The following is a 24,210-nucleotide window of genomic DNA, read 5'->3' as shown; positions in this document are numbered from 1 at the left end:
CAGCGATCCGGGCGGTCAGGCCCGTTCGAGGTAGCGGAGGACGGCGGCGACACGGCGGTCGGTGTGGTCGTCCGGGGCGAGGTCGAGCTTCATGAAGATGTTGCGGATGTGCTTGTGGACGGCGTTCTCGGTGATGAACAGCCGCTCGGCGATCGCGCCGTTGCCCAGGCCCTCGGCCATGACCGACAGGACCTCCCTCTCGCGGGGCGTCAGCCGTTCGAGCGGATCGTCCTGGCGGCTCTGGGCGAACAGTTGGGCGACGACCTCGGGGTCGATGGCGGTGCCGCCGTCGGCGATGCGGCGCAGCGCCTCCACGAAGGCGTCGACCCGGCCGACCCGCTCCTTCAGGAGGTACCCGATCCGGTCGGCACCGTCGGCGAGCAGGTCGGTCGCGAAGCTCTGCTCCACATAGGCCGACAGCACCAGGACGGCGAGTCCGGGACGGAGCCGGCGGGCCTCGACGGCGGCCTTGATGCCCTCGTCGGTGTGGGTCGGCGGCATCCGGACGTCGACCACGGCGATGTCGGGCCGGTGCTCCTCGACCGCGGCCAGCAGGGCGTCGGGCCGGTCGACCGAGGCGGCGACCTCGAAGCCCTCGCCCCCCAGCACCAGGCCGAGTCCCTCGCGCAGGAGGGTGTCGTCCTCGGCGATCACGATCCGCATGGCAGCTCCACTCTGATCTCGGTCGGGCCGCCTTCGGGGCTGACGACGGCGACTTCGCCGTCGTGGGCCTCGACGCGGCGGCCGATGCCGGCGAGACCGGACCCGCCGGCGGGGTCGGCGCCGCCGCGGCCGTCGTCGGTCACGACCACGTGCAGGCGGTCGCCGCGCACCGAGACCCCCACCTCGGCGCGGCTCGCCCCGCTGTGCTTGGCGACGTTCGTCAATGACTCTGCCACAACGAAGTACGCGGTCGCCTCCACACTCGCCGGACAGCGCACCGGCACGTCCACGGTGAGCCTGCACGGGACCGCGCACTCGGAGGCCAGCGCGCTGAGCGCCCCTTCGAGGCCGCGGTTCTCCAGCACCGGCGGCAGGATCGACCGGACCACCGCCCGCAGTTCGGACAGGGCCAGCTCGGCCGAGTCCTGGGCGCGGGCGAGGATCTCGTCGGCGCGGCCGGGGTCCCGCTCCACCTCCCGGCGGGCGGCACCGACCAGCACCGCGACGCCGACGATGCGGTTCTGGGCGCCGTCGTGCAGGGCCCGTTCGATCCGGCGCAGCTCGATCGCGTGCGCATCCAGCGCCGCGGCCCGGGTCGCTGCAAGCCGGGCGACCCGCTCCGAGAGGTCGATGTCGGGGTCGGGGCCGAGCAGGTTGACCCCGGGCCGGCACTGGTACCGCAGGAGCCGCGGGGCGAACAGCAGCCAGAGGATGAGCTGGGCGATCCCCACCACGACGCCGAAGACGGACCCGCTCCAGGTCTCGAGACCGATCAGGCCGTTGATGACGCTGCGTTCGGACTCGTCGACCAGGGGCCACCAGAGCCACAGCGTGGCGTCGTGGATGCCGTTCGACAGCAACTGGACGGTGACCGTGCCGAGCACGATCCCGAACGTGGCCTGCATGAACAGCCAGGACAGGTCGCGGCGGACCGTCGGCTCGTCGAGCACGCCCCGGACCGGGCCGGTCTCGCCGTCGGGCGGCTCGTCGTGGTAGGGCGATTCGATCTCGTGTCCGAGCCTGCCGAGGCGGCGGCGTTCGAGGTCGGCCAGGACCCGCACCCACTGCAGCAGCGGGCGCACGAGGGGCCGGCCGATGCGGATCGATCGCAGGGCGGCGACGGCGCCGACGAGCGGCAGGGTCATCAGGGCCAGGACACCGATGCCGACGCCGGCGGCGACCCAGAGGGTGGCGATCAGGGCGCCCGCGAGCAGGCCCCGGCGCGGCTCGTCGCCCCCCATCGGCTGCCACCTCCCTGAACGCCCGGCTCGGGCCGGTTGGGTGAACGGTACCCGGCGGTGCCCGCGGGCGTCGGTACAGCGGACTGCACCATCGGCCCTACCGCTGTCCCCACCTCGGATTCGCCAGTCTCCTGCATTGGAACGCGAGGCCGGACTCCATAGCGTTCAAAGCATGCGAACGCAGCTCCCCGAACGGGAACACCCCACGACCGATCAGGACCGCCGCGCCCCGCCCGCGCCGCGGACGGTGCTGCGGGAGGACACCACCCGGCCGGCGGCGCTGGTGATGCACGAGGTCACGAAGGTCTACGACGGCGCGGTCGCCGCGCTCGACCGAGTCTCGCTCCACGTCTCGCGCGGCTCGTTCCTGGCGGTGGCGGGCGGGGCCGGATCGGGGAAGTCGACGCTCCTGCACTGCGCGTCCGGGCTCGACTCCCCCACCTCGGGCGAGGTCCGCGTCGGCGGCACCGAGATCGCCGGGCTCGACGAGTCGCAGCGGAGCATGCTGCGGCGGGGCCGCATCGGATTCGTCTTCGAGGCCTACAACCTGCTGCCGTCGCTGACGGTGGAGGAGAACATCACGCTGCCGCTGCGGTTGTCGGGCGGCGCCGCCGACCGGAGGTGGCTGCGCGACCTGGTCGAGCGGGTGGGCCTCGGGCGCGTGCTGCAGCAGCGCCCCGGCGACCTGTCGGGCGGAGGGCGGCAGCGGGCCGCGCTCGCCCGCGCCTTGGCGGTCCGGCCCGAGGTGGTGTTCGCCGACGAGCCCACCGGGGCGCTCGATCCCGACACCGGCGCCGAGGTGCTGGACCTGCTGCGCGAGGTGGTCGACGAGCTGGGCCAGACGGTCGTGATGGTCACCCGCGATCCGAACGCGGCCGCCCGCGCGCACGCCGCGGCCGTGCTCGCCGACGGCCGCGTCGACCGGTACTGCTCGCGCCCGAGTTCCGGTGAGATCGCCGGGCATCTGGCGCGGCCGCGCCGGCGGTAGCGGTGGTTCCGCTCCGGCCGGCGCGGCCGCTCGGGGGGAGGACCGGTTACGCGGCCCGGGCGAGCGGCCGTCGCCCGGCGAGGAGGGCCGTGGCCGAGGCCAGCAGGCCGACCGCGGCCACGCCGATCACCAGGTACAGGCCCGGCCGGTATTCGGCGATGCCGGTGGCGCCGGTGGCGCCGATGAGACCGGTGGCGGCCGCCAGGACGACCGCGCCGCCGATCTGGCCGGAGGTCTGGACCAGGCCGGAGGCCAGGCCCTGCTCGTCGTCGGCGATGCCCTCGGTCGCCTGCACCATGACCGAGGAGAACCCGGTCGCGAAGCCGAGACCCAGCAGCAGGAAGCTCGGCAGGTAGTCGGCGAAGTAGGCCGGGTCCGGGCTGCCGCCCCGGGCGATGAACCACAGGTAGCCCAGCACGAACGACGACATCGAGGCGATGATCATCGGGGTGGTGCCGAACCGGTCGATGAAGCGCCCGGCGAACGGGGAGATGAAGGCGACGAGGACACCGGTTGGGGCCAGCGCGAGCGCCATCTGCAGCGGGCCCCATCCGAGCGTGTTCTGCAGGTAGAGCGACACGATCGTCTGGAAGCTGATGTAGGAGCCGAAGATCGCCATCGCCGCGAGGTTGGCGCGCACGATCGAGCCGATCCTGAAGATGCCCAGCCGCACCAGGGGGTTGCGGAGCCGGTTCTCCAGGATCAGGAACGCCCCGAGCAGGACCACCGCGGCCGCGAGCGTGGCGGTCACCGCGGGGGTGAAGCCGGTTTCGGGGGCGGTGACGATCGTGTAGACGGCGGCGAGCATCCCGCCGGTGAGCAGGACCGCCCCGCCGAAGTCGACGGTGCCGCGCTCGGTGTCGCGGTCGCGGGGCACCACGACGAGGGCGGCGGCGAGGACGGCGGCGGTGACCGCGACCGGCGCGAAGAAGGTCAGGCGCCAGCCGATGCCGGTGAGCAGCCCCGACATGATCAGTCCGGAGGCGTAGCCGGTGGCGCCGAAGACGGTGAAGATCGACAGCGCCTTGTTGCGGTCGCGGCCCTGCCTGAAGGTGGTGGTGATGATCGACAGGGCGGCGGGGGCGGTGAACGCGGCGGCCACGCCCTTGACGATGCGGCTGGCGACCAGGAGGCCGCCGTCGTCGACCAGGCCGCCGAGCAGGGAGGCCAGGCCGAACACGACCAGGGCGGTCAGGAAGACGCGGCGCCGGCCGAACAGGTCGGCGGCGCGGCCGCCCAGGAGGAGCAGGCCGCCGTAGCCGAGGATGTAGCCGTTGACGATCCACTGGAGACTGGCGGTGCCGAGGTCGAGTTCGGCTCCGATCGACGGCAGCGCCACGCCCACCATGGACACGTCGAGGGCGTCGAGGAACAGCGCCAGGCCGGAGACGATCAGGACCGCCCAGAGTTTGGGGCCCCAGCGGGCCGGGGTGGGTCGGGGATGCGGTGGTTTCGTTTCCGTGAGTGTCACGCCGGGAAACTTACATGTGCGTGCATTGGATGTCAACGCATTAAATGAGCGTGCATAAAATGACTGGACATGGTAATATGCAGGTCATGGAGCCGCCCACCGAACCGGATGTATGCGCCAAGTGGTCCGAAACACTGCGCGTGTACCACGACACGTCCGCCGCGCTGGAGTGCGAACTCCAGGCTCGCCACGGGTTGGGGCTCAGCGAGTTCGAGGTCCTCCAGGCGCTCGCCGGCCAGTGCTGCGGCGACCCGGGCCGCAAGGTCAGGATGAAAGAGCTCGAGGCCGAGATGTACCTCAGCCAGAGCGCCCTCTCGCGCACGGTGACCCGCCTCGAACGGGCCGGCCTGGTCACCCGCGACGAATGCGAGTACGACCGCCGCGCGAACTTCCTCATGCTCACCCCCGCCGGCCGCGAGCGGTGGGAGACGGCGCGCCCGACCCACAAGGCGGTCTTGATCAGACATCTCGACTGACCGCGGTGCACCTTTCATGTGATTGAACTCGGTATGGTGTGACCGAGAGAATTCACCACCGCATCCGCCCTGGAGTAGATCGCAATGACGCACCCCGAGAACCGGCCGCCCGAGGAAGACGACGACGGCGGCACCTTCAAACTCAGGCCCGGCGGACAGTCGGAACCGGAACCGCAGCAGCAGGACGGCATCGATTCGACGATGAAACTGCGCAAGACCGGCGGCGGCAACCCGGCGGCCCCGGGCGGCGCGCCCCCGCCCCCGCCCTCCCCGCTCGGCCAGCCGACCGGCCCGGCGAACCCGCAGAACGCGCACGCCGACACCAGCGTCATGCCCCAATCCGGCGGCTCGCAGACCGGCTTCCAGCCCTCGGCCCCGCCGCCTCCCGGCCAGCCCGGCGGCCCGCTCGCCCAGGGCTCCCCGCCCCCGCCGCAGGGGCAGCCCCCGTACGGGCAGCAGCCCGGCGGCGGCCAGGCGCCCCCGCAGCCGCCGTACGGCCCGCCGCCCGGCGGCGCGGCCGGAGCGGTCCCGTCCGGGGTCAAGCGGATCGGCCTCCTGGCGCTGATCGCCGGCGGCGTGAGCCTGGTCAACGTCATCATCAACATCGCGTTCGCCGGCGCCGAGACCGGTGTGATGGCCGTGCCCGGCCTCCTGTTCGCGCTGGCGGTCCTCGGCTACGGCATCACGCTGCCGCGAGGCATGCTCTCGTCCAAGGGACCGCGACTGACCGGGATCATCCTCATGATGATCCAGGGCGGCTTCGGCCTGATCGGCCTGCTCGGCCTGCTCGGCATCATGTCGCTGATCAGCGGCGGCGTCCTCGCGCTCAGCCTGGCATTCCTGGTCGCGGTCGTCGGAGCCGACGCCTGGGCCACGTTCATCTACTTCAAGGACCACGAGGCCCACGCCTGGATCATGGGCAGCGCGGCGAGGCCGCGGCAGGCCGGAGGCGCGGCCCCGCCCCCCGGCGCCCCCGGGCCGCAGGGTCCGCCGCAGCAGGGCCACCCGCAGCAGCCCGGCCGGCCGGGCGCCTACGGGCCGCCTCCGGGGTACCAGCAGGGCGGGCAGCCCGGGCAGCCGCCCTACGGCCGGTAAGCCCCTACACACTCCGGACGACCGCGACTAAGCTCACTCCTAGGACGGCCGCCGCCATGCAGATCCATGGCACCGCAGGCGTCGCCACAAGCGGCGCGGCGGCCGCGAGCGAGGAGGTCGGTATGTCTGCAGCGCGCGCATCGAACAACGACGCGCCGGTACGTGTGGTCGTGGCGAAGGTCGGGCTCGACGGGCACGACCGCGGAGCGAAGGTCGTGGCCCGAGCGCTGCGCGACGCGGGTATGGAAGTGATCTACACCGGCCTGCACAACTCTCCCGAACAGGTGGTGGCCACGGCGCTGGCCGAAGACGCCGACGCGATCGGATTGAGCATCCTCTCCGGCGCGCATATGACGCTGTTCCCCCGGGTACTCAAGCTCTTGGACGAGGCCGACGCGCGCGACATCGTCGTTTTCGGGGGCGGGATCGTCCCCGAGGAGGACAGCGCGTCGCTCGAGGAGCAGGGGGTGTCGGCGATCTTCGGTCCGGGCGCCTCCACGCAGGCGATCGCGGAGTGGGTCGCCGCGCACGTCGGCCCTCGCCCGAAGGGCGACACGGTTGCCGAAGACACCGCGTCGACCGGCTAGAACACCGCCGGCAAAAAATTCTTTGGACTTCCCGTAACCGTGCGCGACCGGGCTCGTTCTTATAGGTGTCGGGCGCACAGCGAACGGCAACAACCGCATCGAAGGCGGCGACTCGTTCACCGCCGATCGGTATTGCGCGGCTCATAGAGCCGTGCCACAAACCGCCGATGCCCTATCGATTGAGGGGTGGCGATGGGGCATCGTGCCTAAAAGGGGATCAAGCCTTTGAGGGGTGGGCTTGATTCCCGTCTAAAAGGGGACCGGACGCCTGAGGGGTGCGTCCGGTCCCCGCTTATTCGCTCACGGCGGCGCCCGCACGCGGTGAGACCCTCGAACTCGTCACACCCGCGCACCGCCAGGCCATCGCCGGAGACACGCGCGCGTTACGCTGCGCTAACGGGATACCTTCGGGCAACCCGGTCGAACAAGACTAGCTAGTGGAGCGGACTCTACAGTGGATCTGTACGAATACCAGGGCCGCGCACTGTTCGCCCGGCACAGTGTGCCGGTACTGGACGGCGGCGTCGCCACCACCCCCGCCGAGGCCGTGGAGCTCGCCGAGCGCCTCGGGGACCGGGTGGTCGTCAAAGCACAGGTGAAGGTCGGCGGCCGCGGCAAAGCCGGCGGCGTCAAGCTGGCCGACAGCGTCGACGAGGCCAAGACCCACGCCACGGACATCCTCGGCATGGACATCAAGGGCCACACCGTCGAGAAGGTCATGCTGACGGTCACGGCCGACATCGACTCCGAGTACTACTTCTCCTACCTCCTCGACCGAGCGAACCGCACGTTCCTGTGCATCGCCTCGACCGAGGGCGGCGTGGAGATCGAAGAGGTCGCCAAGACCTCGCCCGACAAGGTCGTCAAGACCCCGATCGACGCCGGCGTGGGCGTCACCCCCGAGATCGCCGGCGACATCGCCGACCGGGCCGGATTCCCGGTCGACCTGCGCGACCAACTCGTCGACGTGTTCGTGCGGCTCTGGGACGCCTTCGTCGCCGAGGACGCGACGCTCGTCGAGGTCAACCCCATGGTCCGCACCCCCGAGGGCAAGGTCCTCGCGCTCGACGCGAAGGTCACCCTCGACGAGAACGCGGCCTTCCGGCACCCCGAGAACGCCGAGGCGTTCGCCGACGCCTCCGCGGTCGACCCGCTCGAGCAGCGCGCGGTCGAGGCCGGCCTCAACTACGTCAAGCTCGACGGGCAGGTCGGCATCATCGGCAACGGCGCCGGGCTGGTCATGTCGACCCTCGACGTGGTCGCCTACGCCGGCGAGGGGCACGGCGGGGTCGAGCCCGCGAACTTCCTCGACATCGGCGGCGGCGCCTCCGCCGAGGTCATGGCGAGCGGCCTCGAGGTCGTGCTCTCCGACCCGCAGGTCAAGAGCGTGTTCGTCAACGTCTTCGGCGGCATCACCGCCTGCGACGAAGTCGCCAACGGCATCATCGGGGCCCTCCGGATGCTCCGCGACCGCGGCGAGGACGTCCGCAAGCCGCTGGTGGTCCGGCTCGACGGCAACAACGCCGAGGTCGGCCGCAAGATCCTCGCCGACGCGAACCACCCGCTGATCACCGAGGTCGACACCATGGACGCAGCAGCCGACAAGGCCGCCGAACTCGCGCACAAGGAGGCCTAGGCAATGGCGATCTTCCTCAACGAGCAAAGCAAGGTCATCGTCCAGGGCATGACCGGCTCGGAGGGCATGAAGCACACCCGCCGCATGCTCAAGGCCGGCACCAACGTCGTCGGCGGCGTCAACCCGCGCAAGGCCGGCCAGAAGGTCGACTTCGACGGGCAAAGCCTGCCGGTGTTCTCCTCCGTCCAGGAGGCCATGGCCGAGACCGGCGCCGACACCTCGGTGGTGTTCGTGCCGCCGGCGTTCTGCAAGGCCGCCGTCATCGAGGCGATCGACGCCGAGATCGGCCTGGCCGTGGTCATCACCGAGGGCATCCCGGTCCACGACGCGGTCACCTTCTGGAACCACGCCGAGGCGACCGGCAACAAGACCCGCATCGTCGGGCCCAACTGCCCGGGCGTGGCCAGCCCCGACAAGTCCAACGCGGGCATCACCCCGGCCGACATCACCGGCTCCGGCCCCATCGGCCTGGTCTCGAAGTCCGGCACGCTGACCTACCAGCTCATGTTCGAGCTGCGGGACATCGGCTTCTCCACCTCCGTCGGCATCGGCGGAGACCCGGTCATCGGGACCACCCACATCGACTGCCTCGAGGCGTTCGAGAACGACCCGGAGACCAAGGCGATGGTCATGATCGGCGAGATCGGCGGCGATGCAGAAGAACGCGCCGCCGAGTACATCAAGGACCACGTGACCAAGCCGGTCGTGGCCTACATCGCCGGATTCACCGCGCCTCCCGGCAAGACGATGGGCCACGCCGGCGCCATCATCTCCGGCTCGGCCGGCACCGCCGACTCCAAGAAGGAGGCCCTCGAGGCCGCCGGAGTCAAGGTCGGCAAGACGCCGAGCGAGACCGCGAACCTGATGCGCGAGATCATCAAGGGCCAGTAGGTCCCCATCGACTCGAGGGCCGGGCGTCGCCGCCCGGCCCTCACTCGTGCTCGGTCACCCCGAGCCGCGCTCGAAGGTCGCCCGACCCCGCCGCTCCGATCAGAGGTCGAAGTGGCAGGCCACCCGGTGGCCGTCGCCGACCTCCCGCCAGACCGGCACCTCCTCGGCGCAGATGTCGGCCGCCCACGGGCAGCGGGTCCGGAATCGGCAGCCCGAGGGCGGATCCGCCGGCGAGGGCAGGTCGCCTTTGAGGATGATCCGCTCCCGATCCGCCTCGGCCTCCGGATCCGGCTGCGGCACCGCCGACAGCAGCGCCTTGGTGTACGGGTGGCGCGGGTCGTCGTAGATCGCCTCCGAGTCGGCCTCCTCGACCAGGTTGCCCAGGTACATCACGCCGACCCGGTCGGACATGTGCCGGACCACCGCCAGATCGTGGGCGATCACCAGGTAGGTCAGGTTGAACTCGCCCTGGAGCTGCTCCAGCAGGTTCATCACCTGCGCCTGGATCGACACGTCCAGGGCGCTCACCGGCTCGTCGCAGATGACCAGGTCCGGGCGCAGCATGAGCGCCCGGGCGATGCCGAGGCGCTGCCGCTGGCCCCCGGAGAACTCGTGCGGGTAGCGCTCCAGGACCGACGACGGCAGGCCGACCGCGTCCAGGGTCTCGATCGCCAGCCTGCGCTGCTCGGAGCGGCTGCCGACGCCGTGGACCTTCAGCGGCTCGGCCAGCAGCATGTCCACGTTGTGCCGCGGGTTCAGCGAGCCGAGCGGATCCTGGAACACCATCTGCATCCTCGAGCGGAAGCGGCGCAGCCGGTCCGAACGCAGCCCGGTCACCTCGGTGCCGTCGAGCCGGACCCGGCCGCCGGTGGGCTCCTCCAGGCGCAGCACGGCCCGGCCGAAGGTGGTCTTGCCGCAGCCCGACTCGCCCACCAGACCGTAGGTCCGGCCCGCGGCGATGCCCAGGCTCACCCCGTCGACCGCCCGGACGTGGCCGACCGTGCGCTCCACGACCAGGCCCCGGCGGATCGGGAAGTGGACCACCAGGTCCTCCACGCTCAGCAGATCCGTCGTCGCTCCGATCGGTCCGGGCTCGGTCCCGATGCTCATGCGACCTCCTCGGCCCTGACGCAGCGGTGCATGTGGGCCGCGCCGATCAACGGCGGCTCACCCGCCACGCACTCTTCGGCCACCCGGTCGCACCTGGGCGCGAACGCGCAGCCGTCGTTCCATCCGATCACATCGGCGATCGACCCCCGGATCGGCCGGAGCGGCTCGTGGATCGGCAGATCCAACCGCGGGATCGAGTTCAGCAGGCCCACCGTGTACGGGTGGGTCGGCCTGGCGAACAGGTCCCGGGCCGGGGCCGACTCGACCACCCTGCCCGAATACAGGACGTTGACCTCGTCGCACAGGCCCGCCACGACGCCCAGGTCGTGGGTGATCATCAGCAGCGCCGTCCCCTCGGAGTCGACCAGGTCCTTCAGCAGCTCCAGGATCTGGGCCTGGATCGTCACGTCCAGGGCCGTGGTCGGCTCGTCGGCGATCAGGAGCCGCGGCGCGCACGCCACCGAGATGGCGATCAGGACGCGCTGGCGCATCCCGCCGGACAACTGGTGGGGGTACTCCCCCAGGCGGCGGGCCGGATCGGGGATGCCGACCCGGTCGAGCAGGTGGACCGCCTCCTTCCGGGCCGCCTCGCCGCGCATGCCCCGGTGCCGTTCGAGCACCTCGGTGATCTGCCGCCCGATCTGGACCACCGGGTTGAGGCTGGAGAGCGGGTCCTGGAAGACCATCGCCAGGTCCGGCCCCCGGAGCCGCCGCATCTCGCCGCGCGGCAGCGAGAACAGGTCGACACCGTCGTACCGGGCGGCGCCGGCGACGCTCGCCGCCCGCCGCGGCAGCAGTCCCATGATCGCCAGGCTGGTGACCGACTTGCCGCAGCCGGACTCGCCCACCAGGCCGACGACTTGGCCCTCGTCGACCTGGAAGTCGACGCCGTCGACGGCCCGGGTCTCTCCGAAGGAGACCCGCAGGTCCTCCACTTCAAGCAGTGCCACTACCCCTGCCTCCTCAGCCTCGGGTCGAGCGATTCGCGCATCGCCTCGCCCAGCAGGGTGAAGCCGAGCGCGGTGACGATGATGCCCACCGCGGGGTAGATCGCCAATTGCGGTGCGCCCGAGAGGAACCGCTGCGCGTCGGCGAGCATGGTCCCCCACTCGGGGTTGCCCGGGTCGGGGTTCCCCAGGCCCAGGTACGACAGCGCCGCCGCCTCGATGATCGCCGTCGCCAGCACCAGCGTGGCCTGCACGATCACCGGCCCCAGCGAGTTGGGGAAGATGTGGGAGATCACGATGCGGCCCTTGGGGACGCCGAGCGAGATGGCGGCCAGGACGTAGTCCGAGTGGGCCTGCGCGAGCATCGAGCCGCGCAGCAGCCGGGCGAAGATCGGGATCTGCGCGACCCCGACCGCGATCATGACCGTGGTCAGGCTCGGCCCCAGCAGCGCCGCGACGCTGAGCGCCAGCAGCAGCATCGGGATCGACAGCGCGACGTCGACCGCGCGCATGATGACCGCCTCGATCCGCTGCCCCCAGCGGCCGCCGAAAGTGCCGGCCGCCGCTGCGGTGCCGCCGACGGCCGCCCCGGCGGCGAAGCCGATGAGCGTGGCGACGACACCGACCAGCAGCGTCTGCCGTGCGCCGACGATCATGCGGGAGAACATGTCCCGGCCCAGGTGGTCGAGACCGAACCAGTTCTCGGCGCGCGGTCCGGGGAAGACGTTGCGGTTGAGGAAGACCTCGTCGCCCCACCGCTGCGCGGTGGGGTCGTAGGGCGCTATCCAGGGCCCCAGGACCGCCACCAGCACGAAGACGCCGACGATGGCGCCGCCGGCGATGGCCATCGGGGAGCGGCGCAGCCTCCGGAACGACTGCCGCCACAGCGAACCCGACTCGGCGGTCCGGGCCTGCGCCCCGGCTTCGACGAGCCGCTCGAGCTTCTCGATCTTGGCCGGTGTCATGACCGCACTCTCACTCTCGGGTCGAGGAAGCCGTAGGACAGGTCGACCAGCAGGTTGAGCACCACGTACGAGACGGCGATGATGAGGATGAAGCCCAGCAGCGCCGGGTAGTCCCGCTCGGTGGTCGCCTGGTAGACGAACGAGCCCACCCCGCCGAAGGCGAAGACGCTCTCGGTCAGCACGGCGCCGGCGAACAGGCTGCCCAGGAGCAGGCCGATCACGGTCACCACCGGGAGGAGGGCGTTCTTCATGACGTGGCGGGCGCGGATCGTCTGCGGCTTGAGTCCCTTGGCGTCGGCGGTGCGCACGTAGTCCTCGCCGAGGACCTCCAGGACGCTGGCGCGGGTGATGCGGGTGATCACCGCCAGCGGGATCGAGGCGAGGGCGACCGCGGGCAGGACCAGGTGGACCAGCGCATTGCCGACGACGTCGAGCTCGCCGGTGATGAGCCCGTCGAGGACCCGGAACCCGGTGACCTCGGTGAAGCCGGTCCCCGGGGTGAGCCTGCCGAAGGTGGGGAAGACGCCCATGTTCTGGGAGAAGACCACTTTCAGCATGGCGGCCAGGAAGAACACCGGCGTGCAGATCCCGATCAGGGATCCGGAGACGGCGATGAAGTCCAGCCAGGAGCCCCGTTTGCGGGCGGCGAGGTAGCCGAGCGGGATGCCGACGCCGATGGCGATGACGATCGCGAACAGCGACAGCTCGACCGTGGCCGGCAGGCGGTCGGCCAGTTCGGTGGCGATGGGGCGGCCGGACGACAGGGACGAGCCGAAGTCGAGCCGGACGATCCGGCCGAGGAACTCGACGTACTGCGTCCAGATCGGTTCGTCCAGCCCCAGGGCGCGCCGCAGCGCCTCCCGCTGCTGATCGGTGGCGTCGTCGGGAAGCAGCCGGTTCTCGGGTCCGCCCGGGAGGGCCTTGAACCACGCGAACAGCAGCAGCGTCAGTCCCAGCAACGCCACCGTCAACTGCAGGAGGCGTTTGACCGTGTAGCGCAGCATATTCTGCTTTTACTCGATCCGGTTCACTCTGCGGCGAAGTACATCTGCGAGAAGTCCTCCTGCGTCAGCGGGGAGACGTCCATCGGATACACGTCCGGGGCGAAGGCGATCGACGGCGGCGAGTGCGAGATCGGCAGACCCGGCAGCTCCTCCATGATCAGCTCGTTGAGCCCGGCCCAGTGCTCGGCGCGGACCGACGGGTCCGGTTCGGCCGCGGCCTCGGCCAGGCCGTCGAAGATCGCCTGGTTGTCGAAGCCCCACTCGGTGGTCTCGGTGGCGAACCAGGTGCCCAGGAAGTTGTAGGCCTCGTTGAAGTCGCCGGTCCAGCCGAGCAGGTACAGCGGGCAGTCGCCGCTGCGGGTGGTCGGGATGTACTCGACCCAGGTGATCGGCGTGGCCTCGACGGTGACGCCCACGGCCTCCAGGTCGGAGGCGATGATGTCGAAGATGTCCTTCGGCGCCGGCATGTAGGGCCGGGTGACGTCGGTCGGGTAGCAGAACTCGAGGGTCAGGTCCTCGTGTCCGGCGTCGGCCAGCATCTCCTGGGCCAGGTCGGGGTCGTGCTCGTAGGTGACCACGTCCTCGGACCAGCCTTCGAGGCTGGGCGGCATGAACTGGGTGGCGACGGTGCCGCCCGGGGGCAGCACGGAATCGACGATTCGCTGCCGGTCGACCGCGTGCGAGAGCGCCTCGCGGACGGTGTGGTCGTCGAGCGGGGCGTGGCCCTGGGTGTAGGTCATGTAGAGGATGTTGAACACCCCGCGCGTCGGCACCTGGAAGCCGCCTTCGGCCAGCGGCTGCACGTCGGCGGGGGCGACCAGGTCGTAGCCGTGGATGTCGCCGGCCTCCAGGGCCTGGCGGCGGGCGTTCTCGTCGGAGATGGTGCGGAAGATCAGGGTCTTGACCTCGGCGGTCTCACCCCAGTAGTCGTCGAAGCGTTCCAGGGTGACCGCCTGCCCGCTGTGGTCCCACTCGGCCAACTGATACGGGCCGGTGCCGGCCAGGACGTCGGCGGTCTGGGTGTACTCGGGCAGCGGGTCGTCGGCGGTCTCGACCTCGTCGTCGGTGATCTGCTCGAGCGAGCCGGGGCTCACGATGGCGGTGGTGGCCATGCTGAACGCGCCCGGGAAGTTGGCGGTGTACTCGTGGATCCTGATCGTGGCGGTGAGCCCGTCCGCCTCGCATCCGGCGTAGTTGGTCTCGGCCTCGATGCCCATCTCGGGGTCGTTCTCGGCGTATCCGTCGAAGAACTTCGAGTAATAGTAGGTGTAGTTCGGCGACTGGTAACCGCCGGTGAAGTTGTTCCAGCGGTCGAAGTTGGCGCACACGGCCGCGCCGTCGAGCGGCGTCCCGTCGTGGAAGGTGACGCCTTCGCGCAGGTGGAAGGTCCACTCGGTGCCCTCGTCGTTCTGCTCCCAGCTTTCGGCGAGGCCGGGGACCATCTCGGTGCAGTCGTGGTCCAGGAGGGTGTCGTAGACCTGGCGGGTGATGCGGAAGGTCTCGCCGTCGGAGGCGAACACGGGGTCGAGGGAGCTCGGGTCGCCCGGGGTCCCGAACACGAAGGGGGTGTTCTCGTTGGCCTCTTCGTCGGGGGCGCGCTCGGCGTCCTCCCGCTCGGGGCAGGTGAAGTCGAAGTCCTCGGCGGACTCGGCGTCCTCATCGGATCCGCCGTCGCTGCCGCAGGCGGTGAGCAGGCCGAACGAGAGTATCGCTCCGGCCGCGGCGCCGATGGCGCGCCTGGCAAGGGTGGTTCGAGACGTGCGCATAGGTAGTTCACCCGTCGTTTCGTTGGGTACTCGGAGGTACCCAACAGATTAGGACACGGTGAGTTGTGCCACGGTTGAGCGTTATGCAACCGTGATGGATTCGGCTCGGATTGTTACCGGCCGTGCGCGAACCCGCGGGGCCGGAGTTTCCATTGGGGCGCAGCGGCGCGGGCGCGCGGTCAGGAGTCGACGTCGCGGCGGCCGGAGAAGGCGCGGCCGAGGGTGACTTCGTCGGCGTACTCGAGGTCGCCGCCGACCGGGAGGCCACTGGCCAGGCGGGTCACCTTGAAGCCCATGGGTTTGACGAGCATCGCCAGGTAGGTGGCGGTGGCCTCGCCCTCGGTGTTGGGGTCGGTGGCGATGATGAGCTCCTTGGTCTCGCCGCCCTGGAGGCGGGACATCAGGGAGCGGATGCGCAGGTCGTCGGGGCCGATGCCTTCGAGCGGGTTGATCGCCCCGCCGAGGACGTGGTAGCTGCCGCGGAACTCGCCGGTGCGCTCGATCGCCAGGACGTCCTTGGGCTCTTCGACCACGCAGATGAGCTCGGCGCTCCGGCGCTGGTCGCGGCAGATCGCGCACCGCTCGGACTCGGAGACGTTGCCGCACACGTCGCAGAACCGGACCTGGTCCTTGACCCGGTGCAGCGCCGAGGTCAGCCGCTCGACGTCGGAGCCGTCGGCGGCGAGCAGGTGGAAGGCGAGGCGCTGGGCGCTCTTCGGGCCGATGCCCGGCAACTGCCCCAGCTCCTCGATCAGATCGCCCAATGCCCCGTCGTACACGCTGCTCCTTCAACTCGGGCCGACGATCCTATAGGATATTTCCTATAGGATTGGATGCCGACCGTGCTTCACATGCCCGGCAGGCCCATGCCGCCGCCGAGCCCGCCGAGGGCGTCGCCGAGCGGACCCATCTTCTCCTCGGCTATGCGCTTGGCGTCCTCGGTCGCGGCCTGCACCGCGGCGACGACGAGGTCTTCGAGGGTCTCGACGTCCTCGGGGTCGACCGCCTCGCGGTCGATCTTGACGCTCTTGAGATCGCCGTCGCCGGAGACGGTCGCGCTCACGAGCCCGCCGCCCGCCGAGGCGGTCACCTCGGCCTCCTGGAGCTCCTCCTGGGCCTGCATGTAGTCGGCCTGCATCTGCTGCGCCTGCTGCAGCAGCTTCTGCATGTCTCCGCCACCGGGGAACATGTCCATCACTCCTCGCGCTGGGTTTCCTTGATATCTGCCAGCCTAGCGGCCGCACGGCGTTCTCGCGGACACGCTCGCGCCGACCTCAGATCTGCTTGGCGCCGAAGGCATTGGAAAGCAGCTTCACCGCCTGCTCCTCGGGGGTGCCGAAATGGCCGGGCGCGACCGGGTCGTCCGGGGAGGGCTCGTCGGACTCCTCCGGCGGCGGCTCGGCCGCCTCGGCCCGCCGCGGTCCCGCTGCACTCCGGCCCTCAGCGGCCCGGGTCGGGCCAGACGCCTCCCGTTGCGCCGGGGCCGGACCCGCTTTTGGGATCTGGGACGCCTCCCCGACCTCGCAGCGGATCTTCCAAGTACCGCCGAGCACCTCGCCGAAGACCTCGACGACGGTGCTGTAGGCGGGCTCCTTCTGCAGAGCCCCGGCGTGGAAGGCGTGGTTGAAGGCGAGGACCACCTCGCCGTCGCCGGCGTCGGCGACCGTCGCCTCCGACAGCAGCGCGGCGGTGGTCTTGCGGCGGTCCTTCATCGTCATCATGATCCGGTCCCACTGGCGCCGGATCGAGGCGGCCGTGACACCGCCGGAGGCGGGCGCGGGCGGAGCCGGGTCGGGCTCGGGGGCCGCAGCGGGAGCCGCGGCGGCCGGCTCGGGCTCGGGGACCGGATCGGGTTCGGGATCGGGCGGCGCGGCCGCCGGTGCCCGTGGCGCCGGTTCCGGATCCGGAGCCGCGGCCGGTTCGGGCGCCGCCGCCGGAGCGGCGGGGCGGGGCTCCGGGGCTGCGGGGACGGCGCTCACGCCGCGCTGCTCGAGGGTCTCCAGACGCTGCAGCAGGCCCGCCATCGACTCGTCGGAGCCCGGCAGGATCGCCCGCACGCAGGCCAGCTCGAGCAGCAGGCGGGGCGCCGTCGCCCCGCGCATGCCGCCGAGGCCGTCGGCGACGACCTCGGCCATCCGCGTCAGCGTCGAGGTGCCCATGCGGGTGGCCTGGCTGGTCATCTTCGCGAGTTGGTCGGCCGGGGCGTCGATCAGGCCGTTCCCGGCAGCGTCCGGGACCTGGGTGAGCACGATCAGGTCCCGCAGGCGTTCGAGCAGGTCCCCGGCGAAGCGGCGCGGGTCGTGGCCGCCCTCCACCACGCGCTCGACGACCTCCATGACCGCTGCGCCGTCGGCCGCCGCGAAAGCCTCGCACATCTCGTCGAGCAGTCCGGCGTCGGTGACCCCGAGCAGGGCCGCGGCCCGCTCGTAGGTGACCCCGTCGTCGCCGGCACCGGCGATGAGCTGGTCGAGCACGCTGAGCGAGTCGCGCGCCGAGCCGCCGCCGGACCTGACGACCAGCGGGTAGACGTCCTCGGCGACTTTGGCGCCCTCCTCCTCGCACAGCCGCTTGCACAGCTCCCGCATCGCCGGCGGCGGGATCAGGCGGAACGGGTAGTGGTGGGTGCGCGAGCGGATCGTCGGCAGGACCTTGTCCGGCTCGGTGGTGGCGAAGATGAACATGACGTAGTCCGGCGGCTCCTCCACCAGCTTCAGCAGCGCGTTGAAGCCGGCGGCGGTGACCATGTGGGCCTCGTCGATGATGTAGATCTTGTAGCGCGACTCCACCGGCGAGAACACCGCGCGTTCGCGCAGCTCGCGGGCGTCGTCGACACCGCCGTGGCTGGCCGCGTCGATCTCGATGACGTCGATCGAGCCGTGGCCGTCGGCCGCCAGCGCGCGGCAGGGCCCGCACTCGCCGCACGGCTCGGCGGTGGGCCCCTGGGCGCAGTTGAGCGACCGGGCCAGGATGCGGGCCGACGAGGTCTTGCCGCAGCCGCGCGGCCCCGAGAACAGGTAGGCGTGGTTGAGCCGTCCGGCGCGGATGGCGTTGATGAGCGGCTCGGTGACGTGCTCTTGCCCGACGACTTCGGCGAAGGTCTGCGGCCGGTATTTGCGGTATAGCGCGAGTGCCACGGTGCCTCCCAGCTCGTCCGACGGTCCTGGAGCCACGATACGACCTCGGGCCGACACGGCGGCGGTGGACTCGGCGGCCCCGCGCCCGGGCCACAGGGGCGGCGCCGGGGCCGGTCCGGGCCTCGGGCGGGTCTGGTCCGGGGCATGAAAAAAGGCCCTGTGCCCAGGGCCTTCGCCGAGCCGCCTGACGGAATCGAACCGTCGACCTTGTTATTACGAGTAACACGCTCTTCCGACTGAGCTAAGGCGGCCAGGTCCCTCACGCACCCGCCAGAGCCCGCTTATCCTTGCTGCCTTCCGGCCCTGGGGAGGTTCACAAGATGACGCCGCATGAGGGACGGGCAATAGCGTACCTCACCGGGCGGCGCCCACCAAGGCGGGAGAAGGCGGCGAGTCGCCGAGGTCACGGCCGTTCACCCGCTCGATTCCCGTGCACGGTATCGGGTATGCTTCCCGGCGGAGGATTCGCATAGTGGCCTAGTGCGCTCGCTTGGAAAGCGAGTTGGGTGTTAAAGCCCTCAGGGGTTCGAATCCCCTATCCTCCGCCACTTGAGCAGTGAGAACGCCGAGGCGATCACGTTGTGACGCCTCGGCGTTCTTCGTTCCGTCTCAGTTGCGGCGCTGCGGTTCCGGCCGGAGGCCCCTTGGTTCTCCGCTGGGGCTCAGGTGCTCCACTGCTGGTTGGCGCCGCCGTAGCAGTCGTACTGCTGGAGCCGGGTGCCGTTCTCGGTCGAAGAGTCGATCACGTCGAGGCACTTCCCGGAGTGGCGCGCGACGAGCTCGACGTTGCCGCTGCCGGCGTCGCGCAGCTCCCACTGCTGGTTGTCGCCGCTGTGGCACGACCAGAGGATGGCCCTGGCGTTGTTGTCGGTGGAGGCGCCGTCGATGTCGAGGCACTTGCCCGAGTGCTGGGAGACGAGCTGGACGTAGCCGCTGCCGGCGTCGCGCAGCTCCCACTGCTGGTTGGAGCCGCCGTGGCAGTCCCACTGGATGATCTCGGCGCCGTCGTCGGTGGAGGCGCTGACGACGTCGATGCATTTGCCGGAGTTGACGTTCGTGAGGTCCACGATGGTTCCGCCGCCGCCGTCGTCGTCGTCCTCGCCGTCGCCCCAGCCGTACTGGAGGCGGTCGGCTCCGGTCTGGTTGCGGATACTCAGGTTCAGGTCGGTGCCGCCGCCGCTGAGGGCGAACATGGAGTACCAGTCGTAGCCCCGGTCGCCGGGCTTGCCGCCGATGGCCGGCCAGTAGGTGCCGCCCATGGAGTTGTCGCGCATGGTCTGGGTGACCGCGCGGATGTGGCGGACGAAGTTCTCGGAGCTGTTCGGGTCGCTGTAGTCCAGGCCGTTGTCCATCGGGGCGCCGAACTCGGTGACGACCGCGCGCGAGGCGCAGTTGCCCAGGCGCGTGTCGATGTGGTTGAGCCAGCCGGAGTAGGTGTTGTCGTTGTAGAAGAACGCGTAGTGGTGGAACGACAGCAGCGTCTCGTCGAAGCGGCTGTCGTCGCAGATCGGCCGCAGGTCCTGGCTGTAGCCGGTGCCGCCGATGAGCACCCGGCCGGGAGGCGCCGAGTAGTGGTAGTCGAGCCAGTCGGCGGCGACGTCGCGCCACTCGGAGGAGCTGTAGCCGTGGGGCTCGTTCATCGGCTCGAAGTAGACCTGGCCGTTGGAGCCGTACTGGTCGGTCACGGCCGACCACATGGAGTTGAACGCGGCCATGTCGGTGATCCGACCGCCGGAGGCGGCCCCGTCCTCCCAGTAGGCGAGGATGACCTTGAAGCCGCGGTCGGCGGCGGCGTCGATGGTGCCGCGGTAGGCGTCCCACCAGCTCGAACCGACGGTGTGGGTATTCACCGGCAGCCGGACGGTGTTGACTCCGAGCTGGGCTTCCATGTCGTCGTAGACGGCGTCGGCCTTGGCCCGGACGGTGTCGTAGCCGTCGGATTGGTCCAGGCCGTCGAGGACGAGCGGACCTTCCTGGAAGTTGTCGCCCAGGACGGCCCAGTTCACGCCGCGGAACTGGCTCGTGTCGGCCGCGGCCGGCGCCGGGTTGGCGAGGACGACGACCGGTACCAGTGCCAGCGCGGCGAGCAGACTGAGCAGGGTGCGGCCGCGGGATCGAGGCGGCGCTCCGGCGTTATAGGTAGTACTCATGCGTTCTTGCCGATCTCGTGCAGTTTGCACGTATAGGGGTATAACGAGCAGGTGTTGACGTCAACATCCGCTGGTAGTATGTCATTCGTCACACGAGTGGTCAAGGTTGTTCGTGTGTGAATCTCTGTTCGAGTGTGTGGAGGCGTGCGATGGTCCGGGACGGAGCGAGCGTGTGGGCACGGTGAGCGGCGGGACGCGCTCGGGCCGACCGGGTCGGCAGAGTGTGTCGATCGGTGACGTGGCCCGGGCGGTGGGAGTGTCGGCGCAGACGGTGTCGCGGGTGGCCAACGGCCGCGACAATGTGAACGCCGCGACCCGGGAGCGGGTGCTGGGGGCGATGCGCCGGCTGGGGTACCGGCCCAACAGCGCCGCCCGCGCCCTGCGGCAGGGCCGGTTCCAGACGATCGGGGTGATCCTGTTCCGGCTGACGGCCACCGGCAAGAGCGCCACGGTCGAGGCGATCACCACCCAGGCGGCCGCCGAGGGCTACGCGATCACGCTGATCCCGATCGAGGTCCCCTCCCAGGACCACATGCTGGGGGCCTTCACGCGGATGAACGAGCTGGCCGTCGATGCGGTCATCGTGTTCATCGAGACCCACCTGCTGGATGCGGCGGTGGTGGAGCTCCCGCCGGGCGTGCACGTGGTGGTGGTCGACTCCGATGCCGACGACCGCTACCGGGTGATCGACTCCGACCAGGCCGGCGGCACCGCCGCGGCCGTCGACCACCTGCTCGGCCTCGGCCACGCCACGATCTGGCACGTGACCGGCCCCGAGACCTCGTTCGCCGCCCGCCGCCGGAGCCGCGCCTGGCGGGCGGCGCTGGAGGCCTCCGGTCGGCCGGTGCCGCCGCCGGTGGCCGGGGACTGGACGGCCGCCGGCGGTTACGCCGCCGGCCAGGCCCTGGCCGACCGGCCCGACTGCACGGCGGTGTTCGCCGCCAACGACCAGACCGCGCTCGGTCTGCTGCGGGCCTTCGCCGAACACGGGCTGGCCGTCCCCGATCGGGTGAGCGTGGTCGGCTTCGACGACCTGCCCGAATCGGCCTACTTCACCCCGCCGCTGACGACGGTTCGCCAGGACTTCCCCGAAGTCGGCCGCCGCAGCGTCCGGGAGGTCCTCCGCCAGATCCGCGACGGGGCCGCCCCGCCGCCGGGCACCGAGGTCATCCCCACCCGCCTGATGATCCGCGAGAGCACCGCACCGCCGCCCGGTCAGGCGCCGATGTAGTCGGCCAGGTGCTCGCCGGTCAGGGTCGAGCGGTCGGCGACGAGATCGGCGGGCGTGCCCTCGAAGACGACCTTGCCGCCGTCGTGGCCGGCGCCGGGGCCGAGGTCGATGATCCAGTCGGCGTGCGCCATGACCGCCTGGTGGTGCTCGATGACGATGACCGTCTTCCCGGAGTCGACGAGGCGGTCGAGCAGGCCGAGGAGCTGCTCGATGTCGGCCAGGTGCAGGCCCGTGGTCGGCTCGTCCAGCACGTAGACGCCGCCCTTCTCGCCCATGTGGACGGCGAGCTTGAGCCGCTGGCGCTCGCCGCCGGAGAGCGTCGTGAGCGGCTGGCCGAGCTTCAGGTAGCCGAGCCCGACGTCGGCGAGCCGGCCGAGGATCTTGGATGCGGCCGGTGTGCGCGCCTCGCCGGAACCGAAGAATTCCTCGGCCTCGGCCACCGACATCGCGAGCACCTCGCTGATGTTGCGGCCGGCGAGCCGGTATTCGAGCACGTCGGCGCCGAACCGCTTCCCTTCGCACTCCTCGCAGGTGGTGGTGACCCCCTGCATCATCCCGAGGTCGGTGTAGATGACGCCGGCGCCGTTGCAGTTGGGGCAGGCGCCTTCGGAGTTGGCGCTGAACAGCCCCGGCTTCACGCCGTTGGCCTTGGCGAACGCCTTGCGGATCGGGTCGAGCATGCCGGTGTAGGTGGCGGGATTGGAGCGGCGGGAGCCCTTGATGGCGGTCTGGTCGACCAGCACCACGTCGTCGCGCTCGGCGAGGTTCCCGTGGATCAGGGAGGTCTTGCCCGAACCGGCCACGCCGGTGACGACGGTGAGGACCCTGGTCGGGACGTCGACGTCCACGTCCTGGAGGTTGTTCTGCCGCGCCCCGCGGATCTCCAGCGCACCGGCGTGATCCCGCACCGACCCCTTGAGGGCCGCCCGGTAGTCCAGGTGGCGTCCGGTGAGGGTGTCGCTGCCCCGCAGGCCGTCGACGGTGCCCTCGAAGACCACCTCGCCCCCGGCCGTCCCGGCGCCGGGGCCGAGGTCGACCACGTGGTCGCCGATCGCGATCGCCTCGGGCTTGTGCTCCACGACCAGGACGGTGTTGCCCTTGTCGCGCAGCCGCAGCAGCAGGTCGTTCATGCGCCGGACGTCATGCGGGTGCAGCCCGATGGTCGGCTCGTCGAAGACGTAGGTGACGTCGGTCAGCGACGACCCGAGGTGCCGGATCATCTTGGTGCGCTGCGCCTCGCCGCCCGACAGGGAGCCCGCGGGCCGGTCGAGCGACAGGTAGCCGAGCCCGATCTCGACGAAGGAGTCGAGGGTCTCCCCCAGCGCGGTCAGCAGCGGGGCGACCGACGGCTCGTCGAGTCCGCCGACCCACTCGGCGAGGTCGTTGATCTGCATCGCGCAGGCGTCGGCGATGCTCACCCCCCGGATCTTCGCGGACCGTGCCGCCTCGCTGAGCCGGCTGCCGCCGCACTCGGGGCAGGGCTGGAAGGTGATCGCCCGGTCCACGAATCGCCGGATGTGCGGCTGCATCGCCTCGCGGTCCTTGGCGAGCATCGACTTCTGGATCTTCGGGAGCAGGCCCTCGTAGGTGACGTTGATGCCCTCGACCTTGATCCTGGTCGGCTCCTTGCGGAGCAGGTCGTCGAGTTCGGCCTCGGTGTACTCCTTGATCGGCTTGTCCGGGTCGAGGAAGCCGCAGCCCCGGAAGATGCGGCCGTACCAGCCGTCCATGGTGTAGCCGGGGATGGTGAGCGCGCCTTCGTTGAGCGACTTGGTGTCGTCGTACAGCGCCGAGAGGTCGAAGTCGGAGACCTGGCCGCGGCCCTCGCATTCGGGGCACATGCCGCCGGTGCGGGAGTAGGTGACCTTCTCGGCCTTGCCGTCGCCCTGTTTGAGCATCCCGGAGGCCTGAACCGAGGCGACGTTGAACGAGAACGCGGCCGGGGAGCCGACGTAGGGCTCGCCGAGCCTGCTGAAGAGGATGCGCAGCATCGCGTTGGCATCGGTGGCGGTGCCGACCGTGGACCGGGCGCCGGCGCCCATCCGCTCCTGGTCGACGATGATCGCGGTGGTGAGCCCGTCCAGTACGTCCACTTCGGGGCGGTCCACCGAGGGCATGAAGCCCTGCACGAAGGCGCTGTAGGTCTCGTTGATCAGCCGTTGCGACTCGGCGGCGATGGTGCTGAACACCAGCGAGCTCTTGCCGGAGCCGGAGACGCCGGTGAACACCGTCAGGCGGCGCTTCGGCAGCTCGATTTCGACGTCCTTGAGGTTGTTCTCGCGCGCGCCGTGCACGCGGATCAGATCGTGGCCGTCGGCGGGGTGCTGCGCCGACGGGTGCGTGTCCGTCCTGGCGGCCTTGCTCATGGTGTCTCCAAAGTCGAGGCGGGGCCGCCTTCGCGGTCCCCGCCGGTCTCGTGCGCGGTCCGGGTCGGCGGGCGGCTCAGCGCCGTTCCTGGATGCGGACCATGTTGCCCGCGGGGTCGCGGAAGGCGCAGTCGCGCGCGCCCCACGGCTGATCGGTGGGTTCCTGGACGACCTCGGCCCCGGCGGCCTCGATCGTCGCGAAGGTGCCGTCGAGGTCGGCGGTGGCCAGCATGATGCTGGAGTAGGTGCCCTTGGCCATCATCTCGGCGATGGTGCGGCGCTCCTGATCGGTGACGCCCGGGTCGGCGCCCGCCGGGTGCAGGACCAGGTTCACGTCCCTCTGGCCGGCGGGGCCGACGGTGTTCCAGTGCATTCCGCCGTACTCGACCTGGTTGCGGACCTCGAATCCGAGGGTGTCGCGGTAGAAGGCCAAGGAGGCCTCCGGATCGTCGTGCGGCAGGAAGGTGGTGTGAATGGTGATGTCCATGG

Annotated in this window: 20 protein-coding genes, 2 tRNA genes, 1 other RNA gene and 1 pseudogene; 8 read left to right on the top strand and 16 right to left on the bottom strand. The window is 70.7% G+C overall.

The window, feature by feature from the left end; translation table 11 throughout:
* Window positions 1–15 precede the first annotated feature (15 nt).
* Both CUT39_RS14200 and CUT39_RS14195 read right to left on the bottom strand, forming a co-directional pair.
* The gene (locus CUT39_RS14200) at window positions 16–663 is read right to left on the bottom strand and encodes a LuxR C-terminal-related transcriptional regulator (RefSeq protein WP_100447671.1); all 648 of its coding nucleotides are present in this window, start codon (window positions 661–663) and stop codon (window positions 16–18) included.
* Complete coding sequence (locus CUT39_RS14195; protein ID WP_100447669.1) at window positions 651–1,904, bottom strand: sensor histidine kinase; 1,254 nt, start codon at window positions 1,902–1,904, stop codon at window positions 651–653. Before CUT39_RS14195 ends, CUT39_RS14200 begins: the two co-directional genes overlap by 13 nt.
* A gap of 286 nt (window positions 1,905–2,190) precedes the next feature.
* On the opposite strand from CUT39_RS14195, the gene CUT39_RS14190 reads away from it, so the two are divergent.
* Entirely contained in the window at window positions 2,191–2,892 is a 702-nt protein-coding gene (locus CUT39_RS14190; RefSeq protein WP_198587177.1) for an ABC transporter ATP-binding protein, read from the top strand.
* A gap of 46 nt (window positions 2,893–2,938) precedes the next feature.
* Here CUT39_RS14190 and CUT39_RS14185 read toward each other — a convergent pair whose 3' ends face one another.
* A complete protein-coding gene (locus tag CUT39_RS14185) occupies window positions 2,939–4,363 on the bottom strand; it encodes an MFS transporter (RefSeq protein WP_232805762.1) in 1,425 nt (474 codons plus the stop codon).
* Between the two features lie 86 nt (window positions 4,364–4,449).
* Here CUT39_RS14185 and CUT39_RS14180 point away from each other — a divergent pair, with 86 nt between their 5' ends.
* The 5 genes from CUT39_RS14180 (at window position 4,450) to sucD (ending at window position 9,048) form a co-directional block, all read left to right on the top strand.
* Window positions 4,450–4,839 (top strand): MarR family winged helix-turn-helix transcriptional regulator, encoded by a 390-nt coding sequence (locus CUT39_RS14180; RefSeq protein ID WP_100448257.1) that lies wholly within the window; start codon window positions 4,450–4,452, stop codon window positions 4,837–4,839.
* 84 nt (window positions 4,840–4,923) lie between these two features.
* Window positions 4,924–5,934, top strand: coding sequence for a hypothetical protein (locus CUT39_RS14175; RefSeq protein WP_100447665.1), 1,011 nt, complete (start codon window positions 4,924–4,926; stop codon window positions 5,932–5,934).
* Window positions 5,935–6,056: 122 nt separating this feature from the next.
* A complete protein-coding gene (locus CUT39_RS14170; protein WP_100448255.1) occupies window positions 6,057–6,521 on the top strand; it encodes a cobalamin B12-binding domain-containing protein in 465 nt (154 codons plus the stop codon).
* Window positions 6,522–6,975: 454 nt separating this feature from the next.
* The gene (gene sucC, locus CUT39_RS14165) at window positions 6,976–8,157 is read left to right on the top strand and encodes an ADP-forming succinate--CoA ligase subunit beta (protein ID WP_100447663.1); all 1,182 of its coding nucleotides are present in this window, start codon (window positions 6,976–6,978) and stop codon (window positions 8,155–8,157) included.
* A gap of 3 nt (window positions 8,158–8,160) precedes the next feature.
* The gene (gene sucD, locus CUT39_RS14160) at window positions 8,161–9,048 is read left to right on the top strand and encodes a succinate--CoA ligase subunit alpha (RefSeq protein ID WP_100447661.1); all 888 of its coding nucleotides are present in this window, start codon (window positions 8,161–8,163) and stop codon (window positions 9,046–9,048) included.
* 99 nt (window positions 9,049–9,147) lie between these two features.
* Here sucD and CUT39_RS14155 read toward each other — a convergent pair whose 3' ends face one another.
* The 10 genes and pseudogenes from CUT39_RS14155 to ffs form a co-directional block, all read right to left on the bottom strand.
* A complete protein-coding gene (locus tag CUT39_RS14155) occupies window positions 9,148–10,158 on the bottom strand; it encodes an ABC transporter ATP-binding protein (protein ID WP_100447659.1) in 1,011 nt (336 codons plus the stop codon).
* The gene (locus CUT39_RS14150; protein WP_100447657.1) at window positions 10,155–11,108 is read right to left on the bottom strand and encodes an ABC transporter ATP-binding protein; all 954 of its coding nucleotides are present in this window, start codon (window positions 11,106–11,108) and stop codon (window positions 10,155–10,157) included. Before CUT39_RS14150 ends, CUT39_RS14155 begins: the two co-directional genes overlap by 4 nt.
* The gene (locus tag CUT39_RS14145) at window positions 11,108–12,070 is read right to left on the bottom strand and encodes an ABC transporter permease (protein ID WP_100447655.1); all 963 of its coding nucleotides are present in this window, start codon (window positions 12,068–12,070) and stop codon (window positions 11,108–11,110) included. The genes CUT39_RS14150 and CUT39_RS14145 overlap by 1 nt, the downstream gene beginning before the upstream one ends.
* On the bottom strand, window positions 12,067–13,074 hold the full coding sequence (locus CUT39_RS14140; RefSeq protein WP_100447653.1) for an ABC transporter permease: 1,008 nt from the start codon (window positions 13,072–13,074) through the stop codon (window positions 12,067–12,069). Before CUT39_RS14140 ends, CUT39_RS14145 begins: the two co-directional genes overlap by 4 nt.
* 23 nt (window positions 13,075–13,097) lie before the next feature.
* Window positions 13,098–14,840, bottom strand: coding sequence for an ABC transporter substrate-binding protein (locus CUT39_RS14135; RefSeq protein ID WP_100447651.1), 1,743 nt, complete (start codon window positions 14,838–14,840; stop codon window positions 13,098–13,100).
* Window positions 14,841–15,019: 179 nt separating this feature from the next.
* The gene (gene recR / locus CUT39_RS14130; protein ID WP_100447649.1) at window positions 15,020–15,619 is read right to left on the bottom strand and encodes a recombination mediator RecR; all 600 of its coding nucleotides are present in this window, start codon (window positions 15,617–15,619) and stop codon (window positions 15,020–15,022) included.
* A gap of 68 nt (window positions 15,620–15,687) precedes the next feature.
* Window positions 15,688–16,029, bottom strand: a complete 342-nt coding sequence (locus CUT39_RS14125) for a YbaB/EbfC family nucleoid-associated protein (protein ID WP_408611159.1) — start codon at window positions 16,027–16,029, stop codon at window positions 15,688–15,690.
* A 130-nt stretch (window positions 16,030–16,159) separates the two neighbouring features.
* Window positions 16,160–17,974: pseudogene (locus CUT39_RS14120) on the bottom strand (DNA polymerase III subunit gamma and tau); the annotation flags it as partial.
* Between the two features lie 178 nt (window positions 17,975–18,152).
* A tRNA-Thr gene (locus CUT39_RS14115) sits at window positions 18,153–18,225 on the bottom strand.
* Window positions 18,223–18,316: signal recognition particle sRNA small type (ffs, locus tag CUT39_RS14110), an RNA gene on the bottom strand. Before ffs ends, CUT39_RS14115 begins: the two co-directional genes overlap by 3 nt.
* Window positions 18,317–18,432: 116 nt before the next feature.
* Between ffs and CUT39_RS14105 the strand changes: the two genes are divergently transcribed.
* Window positions 18,433–18,522 (top strand) — tRNA-Ser (locus CUT39_RS14105).
* Between the two features lie 114 nt (window positions 18,523–18,636).
* On the opposite strand, the gene CUT39_RS14100 is transcribed toward CUT39_RS14105, so the two are convergent.
* Window positions 18,637–20,124, bottom strand: coding sequence for a ricin-type beta-trefoil lectin domain protein (locus CUT39_RS14100; RefSeq protein WP_100447643.1), 1,488 nt, complete (start codon window positions 20,122–20,124; stop codon window positions 18,637–18,639).
* 181 nt (window positions 20,125–20,305) lie between these two features.
* Between CUT39_RS14100 and CUT39_RS14095 the strand changes: the two genes are divergently transcribed.
* On the top strand, window positions 20,306–21,355 hold the full coding sequence (locus CUT39_RS14095; protein ID WP_408611158.1) for a LacI family DNA-binding transcriptional regulator: 1,050 nt from the start codon (window positions 20,306–20,308) through the stop codon (window positions 21,353–21,355).
* Here the strand turns inward: CUT39_RS14095 and CUT39_RS14090 are convergent.
* Window positions 21,340–23,721: an ATP-binding cassette domain-containing protein gene (locus CUT39_RS14090; protein WP_100447641.1), complete on the bottom strand. Its 2,382-nt coding sequence runs from the start codon at window positions 23,719–23,721 to the stop codon at window positions 21,340–21,342. The genes CUT39_RS14095 and CUT39_RS14090 overlap by 16 nt on opposite strands.
* A 76-nt stretch (window positions 23,722–23,797) precedes the next feature.
* Window positions 23,798–24,208: a VOC family protein gene (locus CUT39_RS14085; protein WP_198587142.1), complete on the bottom strand. Its 411-nt coding sequence runs from the start codon at window positions 24,206–24,208 to the stop codon at window positions 23,798–23,800.
* Window positions 24,209–24,210 lie beyond the last annotated feature (2 nt).

This window comes from Glycomyces xiaoerkulensis (assembly GCF_002798405.1).
Lineage (GTDB): Bacteria > Actinomycetota > Actinomycetes > Mycobacteriales > Micromonosporaceae > Glycomyces > Glycomyces xiaoerkulensis.
The sequence above is the reverse complement of the archived record's forward strand: the minus strand, read 5'-3'. Positions and strand labels throughout refer to the sequence as shown.